Below are 15,641 nucleotides of genomic sequence, written 5' to 3' on the forward strand. Positions count from 1 at the left end.
GACGACACCATGAGCCGCGATCGCCGAGCTGTCGAGCAGCCCCAGCGCAGCGATTACCAGAGCAGCGGCTGCTTGCGGACGACCGGCAGTGATCGCCAGCGGTTGCCTAAGCCCAGGACTCGGTCCGACCCGGTGGCGAGCAGCGCAACCGCGGTGATGCAGTAGAACAGGTGCTGGTCGATGAACGGGTTGTTCGCCAGCGGAAGCTGGCTGAGATAGATGCCGCCGAACACACCGAGCACCGCGACGGTGGCGAGCCGACTGGCGAAGCCGAAGACCAGGGCGATGCCCCCGCCGGCCAGACCCAGCACGAAGAGCGCATCGATCCACCAGGTCCCGGACACGGCTTGGAAGGCGCCGGAGAACCAGCCCTCCCTGCTGGACAGATAGCCCTTGGTGGCTGAGGCGCCGCTCAACAGCGAGCGCTCGCTGGGCGTGTTCAGCCCGAACCCGAACAGCTTGTCCAGGAACGCCCAGGTGAGGACCAGGCCGAGGGTGATCCGCAGCACGCCGAGCGAGATCGGCAGCCGGCGCAGCGCTGGTTCAGGCGTGATCGGCTCGGGGGTGCCGGAGACGTCAGGGGCCGCGACCGCGGCCGAGTCGGTGCCGGCATCGGTGCCTGGCTGAGTCTGGGTTGTCGAGGATGGGGACACGACAGCCTCCTATGTAGTTGAAAGATCAGACATTTCAGAGGTTAGCCTTACCTTAATACGGAACGCAACGGTGATGTAGGTCACACGGTCAGGAGACCGTCGGCCACCGCTCCGCGCCACCAGGCGTAGTCATGCCCACCGTTATGGACCTGCACCGAGACCTCCGCGCCGCGCGCCCGCAGCAGCCGCGCCAAGGCCAGGTTGGGTCGGCGCAGGCTCCATTCCTGGCGACCGAACTGGACACAGAACCGCGAGCCGACCAGCGTCTGGTCACCGAGCGCGCCACGCAGGTCGTCCTGCCACAACGAGGCCGACTGCGCCACCACTGCGCCGATCGCGTCCGGATGCGAGATCCCCGCACTCAGTGCCACCAGACCGCCGAGGCTCTGGCCCATCACGATCACCTCCTGGCGCGCCGCCCGCACCCCGAACCGCTCCCGTACCCAGGGCAGCAGCACGTCGGCCAGATAGCCGCCGATGCCGGTCGACGGATCGAGATCGCGCCAACGCTGGTCCCGGCTGCCGGAGTCGATCATGATTGCCAACGTCGGCGGCAGCAGCCCATCGGCGGTCAGGTTCCGCAATGTGTTGGGGAGGTCCTGGGTGCTCTCCCCCGGCAGGCCGTTCCACACGTCGCCGTCGAAGGCCAGGATCACCGGGGTGTCTGCCGCCACCTCGCAAACCGGTCGATGCACCCACAATCGGCGATCCTGCGGGCCGCTCATCACCTCGACCGAGCTCGTCACCTGCTCGTCGTCGGACGTGGACGCCCGAGGTGCCAGCCACTGCTGCGCCGGCGCTCCCGGCAGTTCGACCACCGATTGCGTGACCCCGGCGCGGTTGCGGCAGGTGACCGGATTCCCCGGATCGTGACGACCCCGTCCGAGTGCCTGTCGAAGCCGCACCGGGTCGCCCGCTGCCCACAGGGTCGGCTCGTCCCGACGCCTGGGCAGGAAGGCGTACGAGGCCCGCCAGTCCGGATCCATCCGGTACGCCAGCCACCACACGTCCGTGCCCTCGACCCGCCGCATCAGGCTGTCACCCAGGGCCCACTCGTCGATCATCCGATTGATGAACAGCAGCACCTCGTCCGCGTACGCGTCTCGCCACAGGAACGTCACGGTCAGCGCCGTACCGGCCCCGGCGGTAACGACCGGCCGCCGCTGGTGCCGACGCCAGAACTCCTCGACCACCACGCCGGACTTCTCCGGCACCACGGCCGACAGTTGCGCGCCCAGCTCCTCGATCGCCGGTGAGCTGATCAGCGGGGCCGGATAGGGCCGGGGCAGCTTCGGCGGGGTACGTCTCACCACTGTGGTCACAGGCTAACTTTAGGTAAGCCGAACCTTAGTCTGACGACGTGTCCGATTCCTTCACCGACGAGACGCAGGTCGCGATCATCGGGGCCGGTCCCGCCGGCCTGATCCTCGCCCGGCTGCTGCAGCTGCAGGGTGTCTCCTCGGTGGTGTTGGAGCGTCAATCACGCGCCCACGTGGAGGCCCGGGTGCGGGCCGGGATCCTGGAACAGCCGACGGTCGATCTGCTGCGCGAGATCGGCGCCACCTGGCGACTGGATCGCGAGGCGGAGTTCCATCGCGGCTTCTACGTCCGCTTGGATCAGCGGACCAATCATCTCGACTTCCATGCGTTGCTGGGTCGTAACAGCTGCGTGTACGGACAGGCCGAACTGGTCAAGGACCTGATCGCCGACCACCTGGCCGCCGACCGTCGGCTGCTCTTCGAGGTCTCCGACGTTGCACTCGCCGGCTTCGACGTTCCGCAGGGACTCGACGGTCTGCAGGGATCCGACGATCTGCCGGGGCAGCCGAGTGTGACCTTCACCCACGACGGCCGACGCCAGACGCTGCACTGCGTGGTGATCGCCGGCTGCGACGGCGCCCACGGGGTCTGCCGACCCGCTGTCCGCGAGGCGGCCGGGCGAGCCGGCCAACCGATCACCGTGCTCGAGCGGCACTACCCCGCCGCGTGGCTGGGAATCCTGGCCCGTAGCACGCCGCCGACACCGGAGGGGATGTATTGCGTCCATCCCGACGGGATGTCGCTGCACAGCATGCGCGGCCCACGGCTGAGCCGCCAGTATCTGCAGGTGCCCGCCAACAGCGTGCTCGACGACTGGCCGGACGAGCGGATCTGGGCCGAGCTGACCCGACGCAGCCTCAGCACCGACCATCCGCCGCTGGAGACCGGTCAGATCCTCGAGCGAACGCTGGTGCCCTTACGGGCCACGGTGCTGGAGCGGTTTCAGCACGGCCGACTCGCCCTGGCCGGCGACGCGGCACACACCGTGCCGCCGACGGGCGCGAAGGGCCTGAATCTCGCGGTCGCCGATGTCGTGGTGCTGGCCCGGGCGATCACCGCTCTGCTGGCCGGCACCCCCGAGCCGTACGAGAGCTACACCGCAACCGCATGGCCACGGGTCTGGCAGGCCGTCGCCTTCTCGACCGCGATGACGACCATGCTGCACCGGCTCGACGACGATCCGTTCGAGTGGGAGCTGCGGCGGGCGCGGATGACCGCCCTGCTGACCTCGACCGACGAGCAGCGCGCCCATGGAGAGCTCTACCTGGGACTGCCGTTCGCCACCGACTGGCGCTGGACCGGTTCGGCATCGAGCTCGATGCCGAACGTCTCGCGATAGATGCCAAGCAGTTCGGCCTCCTCCTCGATCCATCGCTCGCTGACCAGCTGACGCTCACCGCCAGCTGGACCGGCACAGGTGATCTTGAGTCGGCGGCCGGCCAGGGTGATCCGTTGACCCTCACGCGTCACCGTGCACACCAGCGAACCGGTGAACCGTGCCACCGGCGACGTCGAGTGCCACCACGCCATGCCGGCGAAGTCACTGAGCGGACGACAACGAGTCTCCAACAGATAGCGGACCGGTACGCCGTCCGGGTCGCGTACCACCGCCTCCGCCTCCGGACCGTCCAGCCCGGTCACCAGCCGCTCCACCGGACCACAGATGGCGTCGCCACCAAAGCCGGCATCGACCAGCCAACGCTCCCCCGCCAAAGTGGAGCTGGTCGGTGCTGAGACGACCGGTGCGGAGACGATCAGCGCCAGGTGGCCCAGTGGCAGCCCATACTTCTCGTCCGCCCCGCGCACCCGGCCCGCGTGCCAAGCGACCCGCCAGCCCAGACGTTGCAGCAGCCAGCCCAGGGCCGAGTTGAGCTCGTAGCAGATGCCGCCACGGCGTCGCGTCACGATCTTGGCCAAGGTCACCACGGGATCGACCGACGCCGGCTCGCCGGCGTGCAGCGCCAGATTCTCGAACGGAACCATCGCTTGATGGGCCGCCACCAGCGCGGCCAGCCGCTCTCCGGCCGACTCCGCCGGCTCTGGTCCCCAATCCTCGGGAGCGCCGGACAAGCCGATCCGGCGCAGATAGCAGTCTTCCATCGGCACCATCCTTCCCAGCCTCGGTCCCCCAGCCTCGGTCCCCCAGTTTCGATCACTCGGTCTCGATCACTCGGTCTCGATCCGTGGCTGTGATTAGTCTCGCGTCGGCTTGACTAGTTAGTCTGACCTTTCTGAGGATAGCCTTACCTCGAACCTCGGAGGGGGACAAGAGTGACGACCAGGGAAACATCGAGTCTGGGCAAGCAGATCCGGCTCAATCGGCTCTTCAATGCCAGCAGCGGCCGGTCCTTCATCGTGCCGATGGATCACTCGGTGGCGATCGGCCCGCTCGGTCCGGCCGGTCACACCGACGCCGTGGTCGCCGAGCTCGGCGGCTCCGGAGTCAACGCGGTCGTGCTGCACAAAGGCCGGGTACGAACGGTGGCGCCCCGCCGCTTCACCGAGCTGGCACTGGTCGTGCACCTGTCGGCGAGCACCGATTTCGCCCCTGACACCACGGCGAAGGTGCTGGTCGGCGAGGTGGCCGAGGCGTTGCGGATCGGAGCCGATGCGGTCAGCGTGCACATCAACGTCGGCTCGCCGACCGAGGCCCGCCAGCTGGCCGATCTCGCCCACGTCGCGGCGGAGTGCGATCGGTTGGGCATGCCGCTGCTCGCCATGATGTACGCGCGAGGTCCCGCGTTCGAGCCGTCCGGCACCTTCGCCGGTCAGGGCGGCAGCACCGCCGTGCTCAGCCACCTGGCCGCGGTGGCCACCGACCTCGGCGCCGACCTCGTCAAGCTGCCCTGGGCCGGTTCGGTCGCCGCGATGCGCGAGGTCGTGGCCAGCAGCCCGCTCCCGGTCTACGTGGCCGGCGGCGAGCCCAAGGGATCGCTGGCCGATGTCGCCGCCTTCACCTCAGCCGTCCTCGACAGTGGCGTCGCCGGACTCACCTTCGGCAGGACCGTCTTCGCGGCCCCCTCGCCGCGGGCAGCGGCGCGCAGCATCGCGCGCCTGGTCCATCAGCCACCGACACATCTTGTCGCCGTCGAAAGCGAGCGTCCGCAGTGGACAGCCTGATCGTCACCGATACCGTCGTACCCCTTCCTGCCAGCCCCGCCCACCGCAAGGCCGACGGTTCTCTACCCACCCCCCGTCCCAGGGCCGGCCACTTCGCCTGGATCGACATCCGCGGGCTAGCCGAGGGCGAACGGAATGCCTATCTCCAGGCCGCGCTCCATCACCGGGTGGATGGGATCGTGAGCGACGATCCGGCCGTGCTCGCCGACCTGCCGCCCACCGTGCGTCGAGTGCTCGTCGTCGACAGCGCCGCCGACCAGGTGAAGCCGGGTGCCGCGGATGTGGTCATCGGCGAGGGCACACCGGCAAGCGCCGAGGATGCCGAAGGCGGCGTTCACGTCGTGGTGTCCGATGCGCCGACCCTGACCGTCGCCTGCCAGCTGGTGCGCGAGGTCGACTGGACGCTGCTGACCTTCACCGATCCGACCAAGATCCCGCTGGAGATCGTCATCGCGGCAGCGGAGAACAGCACCGGTCGGACGGTGACCGTGGTCAACGACATCACCGATGCCGGCATCGTCGCACTGGTTCTGGAGCATGGTTCCGATGGCGTGCTGCTCAAGCCGCGCTCGGCCTCCGACATCGCCACCCTGCAGGGGCTGATCGACGGCACCGCCGACCACCTCGAGCTGGTCGAGCTGATCGTGGACAGCATCGAGCACATCGGCATCGGCGAACGGGCCTGCATCGACACCTGCTCGTTGCTGGAGCCGGACGAGGGCGTCCTGGTCGGCTCCTTCTCGACCGGACTGTTCCTGTCCTGCAGCGAGACCCACCCACTACCGTACATGCCGACCCGGCCGTTCCGCTGGAACGCGGCGGCCGTGCATTCCTATGTGCTGGGCCCGGACAACCGCACCAGGTACGTGAGCGAGCTGCGGGCCGGCATGCCGGTGCTGGCGGTGCGCTCCGACGGCTCCGTCCGCGAGGTGCGCATCGGTCGGGTGAAGATCGAGCGGCGCCCGTTGATCAGCATCAACGCCTTCACCCCCGATGGGCGATTGATCAACCTGATCGCGCAGGACGACTGGCACGTCCGACTGCTCGGACCAGGCGGCTCGGTCAACAACGTGACCGAGCTGACCAGGGGCGACCGGCTGACCGGCTATGCACCGTCGGCCTCTCGCCACGTAGGGCTGCCGATCACCGAGTTCTGTGACGAGCGCTGAGTGCTGTGATGCAAAGCACGGAGACCCTCCTCACCACTGACCCGCCGCGCCCCCATTCGGCAACGCGGGCGACCGGCTCCGTCAGGTGCTGGCGGACCGGTCGCCCGACGTCGGACCGGTGCTCGGCTCACCTGGCCGCCATCTCGACGCACCGCAGCTGCTCGATCTCGTGGACGCCTGGAGCTCGCTGGTGCGAGCCCGGGTGGCTGCGGCCGGTGCCTGGCGCCCCAGTTCTCGAGCCCACCACCCCACCTCCGAGGGCACCGAACTGGTCCGCCGTCCGGTCGCGGTGCCGGTCACGGCCGACCTCGACTCGATCGTCGCGATCCTGGCGGTGATCGACTCCGGTCATCCACTGGTTCCCGACAGCCGGCGCGAGCTGGTGATCGGCACCGCCGACGCGATCGTCGTCACCCCCGCGGAGTTGCGGGCAGCCGAGCCGTCGGATGCGGCTCGAGGGGGTGATGGGGTGGGAGGAAACTCAGCACCGCCCCGTCCGGAGGTCGCGCCCGACGACCCTGCGGTGATCGTCTTCACCTCCGGTTCCACCGGCAAGCCCAAGGCGGTCGTGCATTCGCACGCGTTCTGGCTCAACCAGATCACCGAGGCACGGCTGGCCTTCGCGCTGACGCCGAGCGATCGCGTCGCCCAGGTGCTGCCGGTCAGCTACGGCGCCGGTCTCGACGTGCTGTTCATGGCGCTGCTGAACGGTGCCGCGCTCAGCTACTACGATCCGCGGCAGCTGGGCCTGCGCGGCATGATCGAGTGGCTGACCATCGAACGGGCCACCACCCTGCACTGCACGCCGGCACTGCTGCGCTCGCTGCTGGCCGATCTGCCGCCCGCCGGAAGCGTGCCGGGCAGTCTGCGCCGGGATCTGGCGCTCAGCGGCTTCCGGCTGGTCACCACCTGCGGCGAGCAGGCCTTCGGCAGTGATGTCGAATCGCTGCGCCGCCACATCGGCCCGGACACGGTCTTCATGAACTGGTCGGGCTCGTCGGAGACCGGGCATCTCGCCTTCTTCCGGATCGGCCCCGGCGATCAGGTGCCGAACGGTCCGCTGCCGACCGGTGTGCCGGCCGCGAACAAGCTCGTCCAGATCCGTCGCGCCGACGGTTCCACCGCCGATGACGGCGAACCGGGTCTGCTGGAAGTGGAGTCACGCTATCTGTTCAGCGGCTATCTCGCCGATCCGGAGCTGACCGCGAGCAAGCTCGCCGCCGGACCGGACGGCTATCGGGTGTTCAGCATGGGTGACCGAGCCCAGCTGACCGACGGGGTGCTGCAGTTGCTCGGCCGAAGCGACGCCGCGGTGAAGATCCGCGGCTATCTGGTGGAGCCGTCGGAGGTCGAGGCAGCCCTGCGCTCGGTCGACGGTGTCGCCGATGCAGCCGTGCTGGTGGTCAGCACTCCGCGCACCGAGCGGGGTGGCGCGGGCTATGCCCCGCCGGACATGCGGCTGGCCGCGTACGTCTCGCTCGACCCCAGTCGCCCGACCCTGTCGACCGCGGGACTGCGAGGGGCGCTGCGCGACCGGCTGCCGGACTGGATGCAGCCCCAGACGATCACCCTGGTGGCCGAACTGCCGCGCAATGAGCGCGGCAAGATCGACCGGGCCGCATTGCCGGCTCCAGCAGTCCGTGCCGGGGCCGAGTTGGAATCTCCGCGGGGCGCCACCGAGCGGCAGCTGGCCGCGTTGTGGGCCCGGCTGGTCGGCATTCCGGCGGTGGGGCGTGAGCAGACGCTGGTGGAGCTCGGCGCCGACTCGCTGATCGTCGAGCAGATGCTGACCACGGCCGAGGAACTGTTCGGGGTCGATCTGCTCACCAGCGATCTGACCGAGCACGCCTCGGTGGCGGCTTTCGCACGCCTGGTCGAGGATCGCGTACGAGGTCGTTCGCCGGTGTCTGTCACCGGGCTGAGTCTGCTCCGGCCGTCCGCTCAGGACGCAGACCCGCGCGATCCGACCGTCTTCTGCCTTGCCGGCGCCGGCGGGCACGGCAGCCTCTTCGCCCATCTCGCCGGACTGCTCGACGCCACCGGTGCGGTCTACGCCATCCAGGCTCGTGGGCTCGAAGGCGGCGGTCGCCCGGAGCTCAGCGTCGCAGCGATGGTGCGCCGCATCCTGGCCCTGATCACCGAGACCGCTCCGTACGGCCCACTTGCGCTGGTCGGGCATTCGCTCGGTGGTCTGCTGGCCACCGAAGCGGGCACCCGGCTGCGAGCGCAAGGCCGGGAGGTGATCCTGGTCGCGGCGCTGGACAGTGTGCTGCCGGCGAAGGCCGTCCCCGCCGCAGCCCGGCCCGGTCGCGCCCCTCGTGGACTCACAAACCCGGGTCCGGCCCGGACGCCCACGCCGGCGAAGCGACCACCAGGGCTGTGGCGGTCGCGGGCCCAAGTGGCCCGAGTGGCACTCGGGCATCGCTATCCCATCGGGGTGCACAAGCAAGTGCACTACGAACTGGCCGCGCGGATCAGCAAGGGCTATCGGCCGGTGCGGTTCGACGGACCCGGAATCGTGGTGACCATCCAGGAGAACACCGACCAGCCACAGTGGTGGGACCAGATCCTGCCCGACCGCCGCACGATGACGCTGCCCTGTGACCATCTCGGGGTGCTGAAGCCGCCGTACGTGCAGCAGACCGCTGCTTTGATCAACACCGTATTGACCACGACCAGGACGCCTTCACCTCAATGATTCACTCTCAACCGATGATCGACGCGAACCGATGATCGACACAGGGACCATCGCCACCCTGTCACGCCGAGTGGCGAAGAGACTGCGCAAGCCGCCGGTCGGCTGGGTCCGTTTCGGCAGTCTGCGCCGGACCGAGCCGGTCAGCCGGCTGTACGGCTGGGACCGGGGCCGACCGATCGACCGCTACTACATCGAGACCTTCCTGACCGCCCACGGATCGCTGATCACCGGTGCGGTGCTGGAGATCGGTGAGCGGGTCTACACCGAGCGGTTCGGGCGCGGCGTCACCCGCGCCGACATGCTGCATGTCGACCAGGTCGACGGGGCCACCTATGTCGCCGATCTCACCGACGCGGCGGTGGTGCCCAGCGACAGCTACGACTGCGTGATCTTGACCCAGACCCTGCACCTGATCTTCGACATGAGTGCCGCGCTGCAGACGATTCGGCGGATCTTGAAGCCGGGCGGTGTGCTGCTGTGCACCGTCCCCGGCATCAGCCAGGTCGCCGACGGGGACTGGAACAAGACCTGGTACTGGTCGTTGACTCCGCGCGCCGCAGAACGGCTGTTGAGTGCTCACTTCCCACCGGAAGCCATCGACGTGCAAGCCTTCGGAAACGTCCTGTCAGCCACCGCATTCCTGCAGGGTCTGGCCGATCGCGAGCTCCGGCCGAAGGAACTGGCTGTCGCCGACCCCGAGTATCCGGTCATCGTCACCGTCGTGGCCCGCAAGGACGATGTCGCCCAGTAACGATGCAACTCAGTAAGGTGTCGCAGGCCGTGCGCCACCGGCTCTATCAACCCGTTCGGCGACGTGTCCGCAGGTGCCTGCCCCGGGGCGGCATCTTGATGTATCACCGGATCTGCCAGGAGTCCTGCGACCCCTGGGCCATCACGGTTGCGCCCACCGATTTCGCCGATCAGATGGCGGTGCTGGCCGAGGCCCGCGCGGTGGTGGATCTCGCCGCATTCAGCGGCTCAGCTGCGTACACTCGCAGCGGCGCTCAGCTGGCCGTGACGTTCGACGACGGGTACGTCGACAACCTCGAGACTGCCTTGCCCATCTTGGAGCGCTATGAGATCCCGGCCACGATGTTCGTCGTCGGGAACGCGATTGGCAGGCGGCGGGAATTCTGGTGGGACGCGCTGCAGCGGGCGATCCTGGAGAGCGGCCCGTTGCCCTCGGAGCTGGCGTTCGAGTTCGGCACCGGACCGCACGTCTACCCGGGTGGCCGCCGAGCCGGCCGAGCCGGTCGACCACGGCTGGCGTGCGGACGAGTCCTCGGGCCGAACACCGCGACAGCGACTGTTCAGCCAGCTTTGGGGCGCGATCGTCGTCCTCGAACCCGCCGAGCAGGACGCAGCCGTCGATCATCTGCTGAGTTGGGCCGGACAGTCGCTCACCCCTCCGCCTGAACGGCTGCCGGTCGACGCGGAGCAGTTCGCTGCACTCGCCTGCCATCCGCTCGTCACGATCGGCAACCACACTCTCGACCATGCGTCACTGCCCGACCTGCAGCACGAGCAACAGCGCCCGCAGGTGATCAGCGGTCACCGGCGCGTCCAGGAGCTGACCGGTCGGTCCTCGGACCGGTTCTCCTATCCCTTCGGTCGATACGCGGAGCCGACTCGCGCCGTGCTGCAGGAGCTCGGCATCGCTATGGCCTGCACGAGTGTTCCGGAACCTGCGGTTGCCGGCGATGACCCGCTCGCCCTGCCACGGCTGCACGCGACGGCGATGGACGGGGATCAGTTCGCTCGTTGGCTCCGCGAGGAGCACCGGCTGCTCAGGTGAGGGATAGCGGATCGAAAGGTGCGCCGATGTAGCTTCGTTTCGATCGAAGCTACATCCAGGCACCTCTCGAGGCTGAGACAGAGACTGCCAGTATTGCCTGATGAACCGAAGGGTTTTTCCGGGTCGGGAGCTGGGTCGCCCTGCTGATCGGCAGTCTCACGGCGGTTACCGCGGCGGTCGTGGTGGTGACCGGTGCGCTTGCGTTGACCGGACGTGTGACGTACCCGGTCGATGTCGGTCTGGGACCGTTCTCGATTCAGGACGGGGTGTCCGTGCCGGTCGGTTTCGCGGCGGACGTGTGCCAGAAGGCCAGCGTCTGGGAACAGGCTGACCCCAGTGACTGTCTGCGGTTCTTCATGCACGCGGATAGCGCGCCGGGCAATAGTGGAGTCCACGTTCAAGATGCGGATGTCCAACCCATTTCGGCGACATTGACGGGGACGGTTGAGTTGGCCACGACGGGCGGGTGGAGTCCACTCGTCGCAATATCGGTTGCTCGCAACGCCGTCGGTTTGGCGGTGGTCAGCGCCGTGCTGATGTTGATCTGGCGGCTACTCGCGAACGCAGCGGCGGGAGACTTCTTCAGTGTTCGCGCCGTGCGGTATGTGCGTGGCATCGGGTGGTTGCTGATCGTCGGGTGCGTCCTCGAGGCGATACTTGGACTTCTCGCGACCGCGGCTCAGCACGGGTACTCGATACAGCAATTCGGCACCGGGGCCCACCTGGCCTTGCGGGCCGATGGCGGCTTCGACTTCTTGCAACTCGCTCTCGGAGGACTGGTCCTCCTCCTCGCCGAACTCTTCCGCCGCGGCGCGATCATCGAAACCGAGCACAGGCCGTCTGATGCCCATCGTGATCCGGCTCGATCCTGAAACGGGCAGGGCCAAGCACGCTGCTCAGGTGAGCTGGGCCAGTAGGTCAGCGGAGCGGGCGGAGTCGACCTTGCGGGCGAAGTGGGCGCCGCTGGCCCGGATCGCGGGCAGGTCGGCCGCGGTCAGCCAGGCAGGTGACCAGGCGTCGTCGGACCAGCGGAGATAGTGCAGCCCATGCAGGTCCACCTGCTCCCCCGCCGCCGGGTCGAGATCGAAACGCTGCGATACCCGATCACCGTACGGCGAGTCTGCGAGCAGCGTAGGCACGATCAGCTCGTCGGGACAGTGCGCGAACCGCAGTGCCGCCAGCAGCTCGCGATGGTGCCCGGCCGCGGCCAGCAGGTACGCCAGACACTCCCCGGTCAACGACCACCATTGCGCACCCTGCCGGATCGGTGGCAGGCCGCTTGGCCAACGCCGCGGCAGCCGACCGCCCAGCCCGGCCAGTAGGCGCGAGTCGTTGAACCACCAACGGCCCAGCTTCTCGGCCTGATAACCACCAGCTGGGGAAACCGTGCGATCAATCCGCAGATACTCCACGCTGGGGTCGAGCAGCTCGAGATCAGTGACCGGCCGCACCAGGTGACAGGAGCCGCTCAGCAGTGTGGCTCTCGACACCGGACCCTCGGCCAGGGCCTGCCGCGCCGCACCGAAGGTCGCCTTGACCACAGAGAGCCCGCCCCAACGCACCGCAACCCGGTCGGCCACCCAGCGGACCTCACCGGCCAGCGATCCGAGCCGATGAGCGACCACCGTCTGGAACGGCGCGAGCTCCACCTGGGCGTCGACGTGGACGTATACCCGCCGAGACGACCCGACCAGCTCGCCCAAGATTCGGGCGAGCTGGTCGGGATCGCGGTGGGCCAGAACGAGGAAGACGCTCGACACGGCCCGCTGCTCAGCGGCTCGCGATCAGGCGAGTCACAGTCAGGCGCGTCACAGTCAGGCGATGGTGATCGTGATCACGCCGGTGTAGGTGCCGCCGCGCGCCCAGCTAGGCACGCTGAGGCTCAGGTCAGCTCCCACGGTGGCGGTGCCGGTGCCCTGTCCAGCAGCGGCGGAAGCCAGTTCCTTCGGCGCCTCCAACCCGGTTCCTGGGCGAACCCGGGAGCCGGCCTTCACGGTCTGGCCATCGGCTGTCGCAGTGACCTTCGGCCGCCACCCCAGCTGCTTGCCGTCGATCGTGTTGCTGCCGCTGGTCAGGTCGGTGACCTGCCCCGTCAGGCTCCAGCCCGGGTTGGCCGCCCGCAGATCGGTCACCTTGACCTCGGGCAAGGCCCCACTCGCCCGATAGGTCGACAGGTCCGAGGAGAGCTTGGCCGCACCGAGATCGGCCTTGTCGCCGCCCACGGTCAGCGCCAGGCCGCCGGTGGCCGGCAGTGAGACGCTCACGTCCACCGAACCGGTCTGCGAGCCCGGATCCGTCGGATCGGTGGGCTCGGTCGTCGGGCTGGTCGGATCAGTGGTCGGGCTGGTCGGATCGGTGGTCGGAGTCGTCGGGTCCGGGGTCGGGGTGCTCGGATCCGGGGTCGGGCTGGTCGGATCGGTGGTCGGATCCGGAGTGCTGCCGACCTCGGCCGTGATCTTCCAGATCTGGTCGGACCAGTTCGTGCCACCCTGGCTCTTGTCGACCACATAGGCGGTTCCATCCACCACGGTGACGTGGTTGGGCTGGTTGCCGACCTCGAGGTCGCCGACCTGCTTCATCGTCTCGGCGTCGATCACCACGACCTTGTTGCTGTGGAACTCGACCACATAGACCAGATCGTTCTTGGCGTCGTAGGCAGCGTTCAAGGTGCCTGCCGGCGTCCTGATCGATGCCAACTCCGCGCCGGTCGCCAGGTCGATCACATCGACCCCGGTCGGGTCGTACTGGTTGGCGATATAGGCCCGGTTGCGCTTGGTGTCGACCGCGATGCCACTGGTCCCGGCGCCGTTGGTGTCGATGGTACGCACGCTGCCGGCGCTGGTGTCGATCACGTAGATGTCGCCGGTCAGCAGGTCGGTGCTGTACAGCACGGCGTCATCGCCACCACCGACCAGCTCCAGGCTCATCGGCCGACTGTCCGCGCCGGTGCTGATGGTGCCCACCCGGGCGTAGGTGTTGGTGTCGAAGACCGCAATGCCGTCGACGAAATTGGCGCTCACGTATGCGCGGTCGGCCTCCTCGTCGACCACGACGTCCCTCGAGTGGTTGACGTTGCCGAGATCGGCATGCACCCGCGCACCGGTCTCCTGGGAGTAGACGGCCACGCCGTTCTCCCGGGTCACCGTGGTCCAGACCGTGTTGTGCTCGTCGTCCACCGCCACGCCGTAGATGGCCTCCCGACGCGGGGTGCCGTCGTTGATCATCGGCGCGTCGTAGCTGGCCAGCACCGACAGGTTGCCCGGATCGACCTTCAGCAGTGCGGAGTCCTGGATCGGCGGGAAGCCGGCAGATGTCGTCACCCAGAGCACGTTGTTCCGCTCCGAGTACGCGGACTGGTAGTGACCCCAGCCCGCACCCTTGCCGGTCACCTCGAACTCCACGGTCCGATCCGCCGCGCTCGCGGTGAGCGCGCCGCCCACCAGGAGTGCGCCGGCTGCCAGCCCGATCACCGGGGCCAACAGTCGGCTCCGCTTGAAACCATGACGTGCTCGCACGCCGTCCCCCTTCGATTCACGGTTGGTTGGAACGCGAGCCCTACATCGCCCGCGCCGGGTGATTTAGGCAAGCCTCACCAATACTTTGTCTGACATTAGCGGGACTGGGTTTGAGATGCCAGCCCAGCCGGAATGTGAGACTGAGCGGTCTCCGGCACGTCGCGGGAACGCCGGGTCAATGCCCGGAACAGTGGCGCGGTCACGGCGGTGGTGACGAGCGCCAGCCCGCACAGCATCGCGTACGCGAACGGGCTGATCAGCCCGGCCTGGTAGCCCACCGAGGCAATGGCAATCTCGGTGACCCCGCGGCAGTTCAGCAGCACGCCCCAGCCCGGCGGAGGATCGCCGCGGCCACCGGTGCAGCAGCCCGTACGAGAAGCCGGACGCCAGCTTGGAACCGAAGGCCGCGACCGTCAGCACGGCGACGGAGAGCAGTCCACCCCAACTCGCCTGGACGGCGAGCGCCTGCAGCGGGACCGACATCGCGGCGTTGACGAAGAAGGCCGGCAGCAACACATCGATCACCGTGGCGAACGTGCGCTGAGAGGACACGTCGGCCAGCGCGGCGGGGAAACAGAAGCCGGCGATGACAGCACCGATCGCCGGGTGGAAACCCAGCAGCTGGGTGGCCGCGGCGCCGGTCAGGGCCGCCACCACCATGATGATCACGAGTGGTCCGCCGTGCTCGAGCGATGGACGGCGTACGACGATCCGCGGCAGCACGAGCGTGACGACCACCAGGAGGGCCAGCCCGATCACAAAGAACGGGATCGAGATCGCGGTGGAGTGCGTGATGATCACCATCGCGGTGACCAGGATCCAGGCGAGGCCATCGGTGACGATGGCGATGCGCAATGAGGTCCGCGCGACCGGCAACGAGGCGATGCCCAGGTCCTTGATGATCGTCACCAGGACGGGTACTGCCGTCACCCCCAAACACACGCCGACGAAGAGCCAGCCATAGGGACCTGGGTGGAGAGGATTTCCTAGCCGCGCAGCGAGCGGCCAGGCAGCCAGCGCACAGATCACGATCGGCAGCACGACCGCGGGCGCCAGCCGCCAGCCGGACGACGCCTCGCCCGACGCGGCGAAGCCACGCAGCTCGGCGCCCACCGAGAACATCAACAACAGCAGTCCCGCCGTGCCCACCGCCTCCAACAGCGACCGGGAGGCCGGCGAGACCAGGATCGTCCGAACAGCCACCGGGCAGGCGGCGACCACCGTACCCACCGTGATCCCCAGCAGGATCGGACCGAGCACGCGTGGCTGGCCGATCCTGTTGAACAGGTGGCCGGCCGCCAGCGCGCCGATCACCACCACGACCAACAGGATCAAACCGTGCAGGGCCTCACCGAGCGGCATCGGATCGCC

Annotated in this window: 13 protein-coding genes and 1 pseudogene; 8 read left to right on the plus strand and 6 right to left on the minus strand. The window is 68.4% G+C overall.

What is annotated here, in order from left to right:
- Window positions 1–53: 53 nt before the first annotated feature.
- Together MLP_RS13090 and MLP_RS13095 are read right to left on the minus strand one after the other, a co-directional pair.
- Complete coding sequence (locus MLP_RS13090; RefSeq protein WP_013863582.1) at window positions 54–653, minus strand: hypothetical protein; 600 nt, start codon at window positions 651–653, stop codon at window positions 54–56.
- Between the two features lie 80 nt (window positions 654–733).
- Window positions 734–1,975 (minus strand): enterochelin esterase domain-containing protein, encoded by a 1,242-nt coding sequence (locus MLP_RS13095; protein ID WP_013863583.1) that lies wholly within the window; start codon window positions 1,973–1,975, stop codon window positions 734–736.
- Between the two features lie 38 nt (window positions 1,976–2,013).
- On the opposite strand from MLP_RS13095, the gene MLP_RS13100 reads away from it, so the two are divergent.
- Window positions 2,014–3,312, plus strand: coding sequence for a 4-hydroxybenzoate 3-monooxygenase (locus MLP_RS13100; protein WP_013863584.1), 1,299 nt, complete (start codon window positions 2,014–2,016; stop codon window positions 3,310–3,312).
- Here MLP_RS13100 and MLP_RS13105 read toward each other — a convergent pair.
- Window positions 3,234–4,082: an arylamine N-acetyltransferase family protein gene (locus MLP_RS13105; RefSeq protein ID WP_013863585.1), complete on the minus strand. Its 849-nt coding sequence runs from the start codon at window positions 4,080–4,082 to the stop codon at window positions 3,234–3,236. The two genes, MLP_RS13100 and MLP_RS13105, sit on opposite strands and share 79 nt — an antisense overlap.
- A 162-nt stretch (window positions 4,083–4,244) precedes the next feature.
- Here MLP_RS13105 and MLP_RS13110 point away from each other — a divergent pair, with 162 nt between their 5' ends.
- From MLP_RS13110 to MLP_RS29505, 7 genes and pseudogenes are all read left to right on the plus strand, one after another.
- Window positions 4,245–5,093: a 2-amino-3,7-dideoxy-D-threo-hept-6-ulosonate synthase gene (locus MLP_RS13110; protein WP_013863587.1), complete on the plus strand. Its 849-nt coding sequence runs from the start codon at window positions 4,245–4,247 to the stop codon at window positions 5,091–5,093.
- Complete coding sequence (locus MLP_RS13115; protein WP_013863588.1) at window positions 5,081–6,262, plus strand: 3-dehydroquinate synthase II family protein; 1,182 nt, start codon at window positions 5,081–5,083, stop codon at window positions 6,260–6,262. Before MLP_RS13110 ends, MLP_RS13115 begins: the two co-directional genes overlap by 13 nt.
- 85 nt (window positions 6,263–6,347) lie before the next feature.
- Window positions 6,348–8,960 carry an alpha/beta fold hydrolase gene (locus tag MLP_RS13120; RefSeq protein WP_013863589.1) on the plus strand — a complete coding sequence of 871 codons (2,613 nt, stop codon included), beginning with the start codon at window positions 6,348–6,350 and terminating at the stop codon, window positions 8,958–8,960.
- 31 nt (window positions 8,961–8,991) lie between these two features.
- Entirely contained in the window at window positions 8,992–9,711 is a 720-nt protein-coding gene (locus MLP_RS13125) for a methyltransferase domain-containing protein (protein WP_013863590.1), read from the plus strand.
- Between the two features lie 173 nt (window positions 9,712–9,884).
- Window positions 9,885–10,100 (plus strand): annotated as a pseudogene (locus tag MLP_RS29500) (polysaccharide deacetylase family protein); the annotation flags it as partial.
- 88 nt (window positions 10,101–10,188) lie between these two features.
- Window positions 10,189–10,755 carry a polysaccharide deacetylase family protein gene (locus MLP_RS28965; protein ID WP_013863592.1) on the plus strand — a complete coding sequence of 189 codons (567 nt, stop codon included), beginning with the start codon at window positions 10,189–10,191 and terminating at the stop codon, window positions 10,753–10,755.
- A gap of 536 nt (window positions 10,756–11,291) precedes the next feature.
- Window positions 11,292–11,627 (plus strand): DUF2975 domain-containing protein, encoded by a 336-nt coding sequence (locus MLP_RS29505; protein ID WP_407939014.1) that lies wholly within the window; start codon window positions 11,292–11,294, stop codon window positions 11,625–11,627.
- A gap of 24 nt (window positions 11,628–11,651) precedes the next feature.
- On the opposite strand, the gene MLP_RS13140 is transcribed toward MLP_RS29505, so the two are convergent.
- From MLP_RS13140 to MLP_RS13150, 3 genes are all read right to left on the minus strand, one after another.
- Entirely contained in the window at window positions 11,652–12,515 is an 864-nt protein-coding gene (locus tag MLP_RS13140) for a beta-1,6-N-acetylglucosaminyltransferase (protein ID WP_013863594.1), read from the minus strand.
- 54 nt (window positions 12,516–12,569) lie between these two features.
- Window positions 12,570–14,270, minus strand: a complete 1,701-nt coding sequence (locus MLP_RS26380; RefSeq protein ID WP_013863595.1) for a WxL domain-containing protein — start codon at window positions 14,268–14,270, stop codon at window positions 12,570–12,572.
- Between the two features lie 63 nt (window positions 14,271–14,333).
- On the minus strand, window positions 14,334–15,632 hold the full coding sequence (locus tag MLP_RS13150) for a cation:proton antiporter (RefSeq protein WP_013863596.1): 1,299 nt from the start codon (window positions 15,630–15,632) through the stop codon (window positions 14,334–14,336).
- Window positions 15,633–15,641: the final 9 nt, after the last annotated feature.

It is taken from the genome of Microlunatus phosphovorus NM-1 (genome assembly GCF_000270245.1).
Classification (GTDB): domain Bacteria; phylum Actinomycetota; class Actinomycetes; order Propionibacteriales; family Propionibacteriaceae; genus Microlunatus; species Microlunatus phosphovorus.

Excerpts from the sequence above, each read along its gene's own strand:
- MLP_RS13105 (WP_013863585.1), bottom strand. The coding sequence starts at position 4,082 with ATGGTGCCGATGGAAGACTGCTATCTGCGCCGGATCGGCTTGTCCGGC.
- MLP_RS13125 (WP_013863590.1), top strand. The coding sequence starts at position 8,992 with ATGATCGACACAGGGACCATCGCCACCCTGTCACGCCGAGTGGCGAAG.
- MLP_RS29505 (WP_407939014.1), top strand. The coding sequence starts at position 11,292 with ATGTTGATCTGGCGGCTACTCGCGAACGCAGCGGCGGGAGACTTCTTC.
- MLP_RS13150 (WP_013863596.1), bottom strand. The coding sequence starts at position 15,632 with ATGCCGCTCGGTGAGGCCCTGCACGGTTTGATCCTGTTGGTCGTGGTG.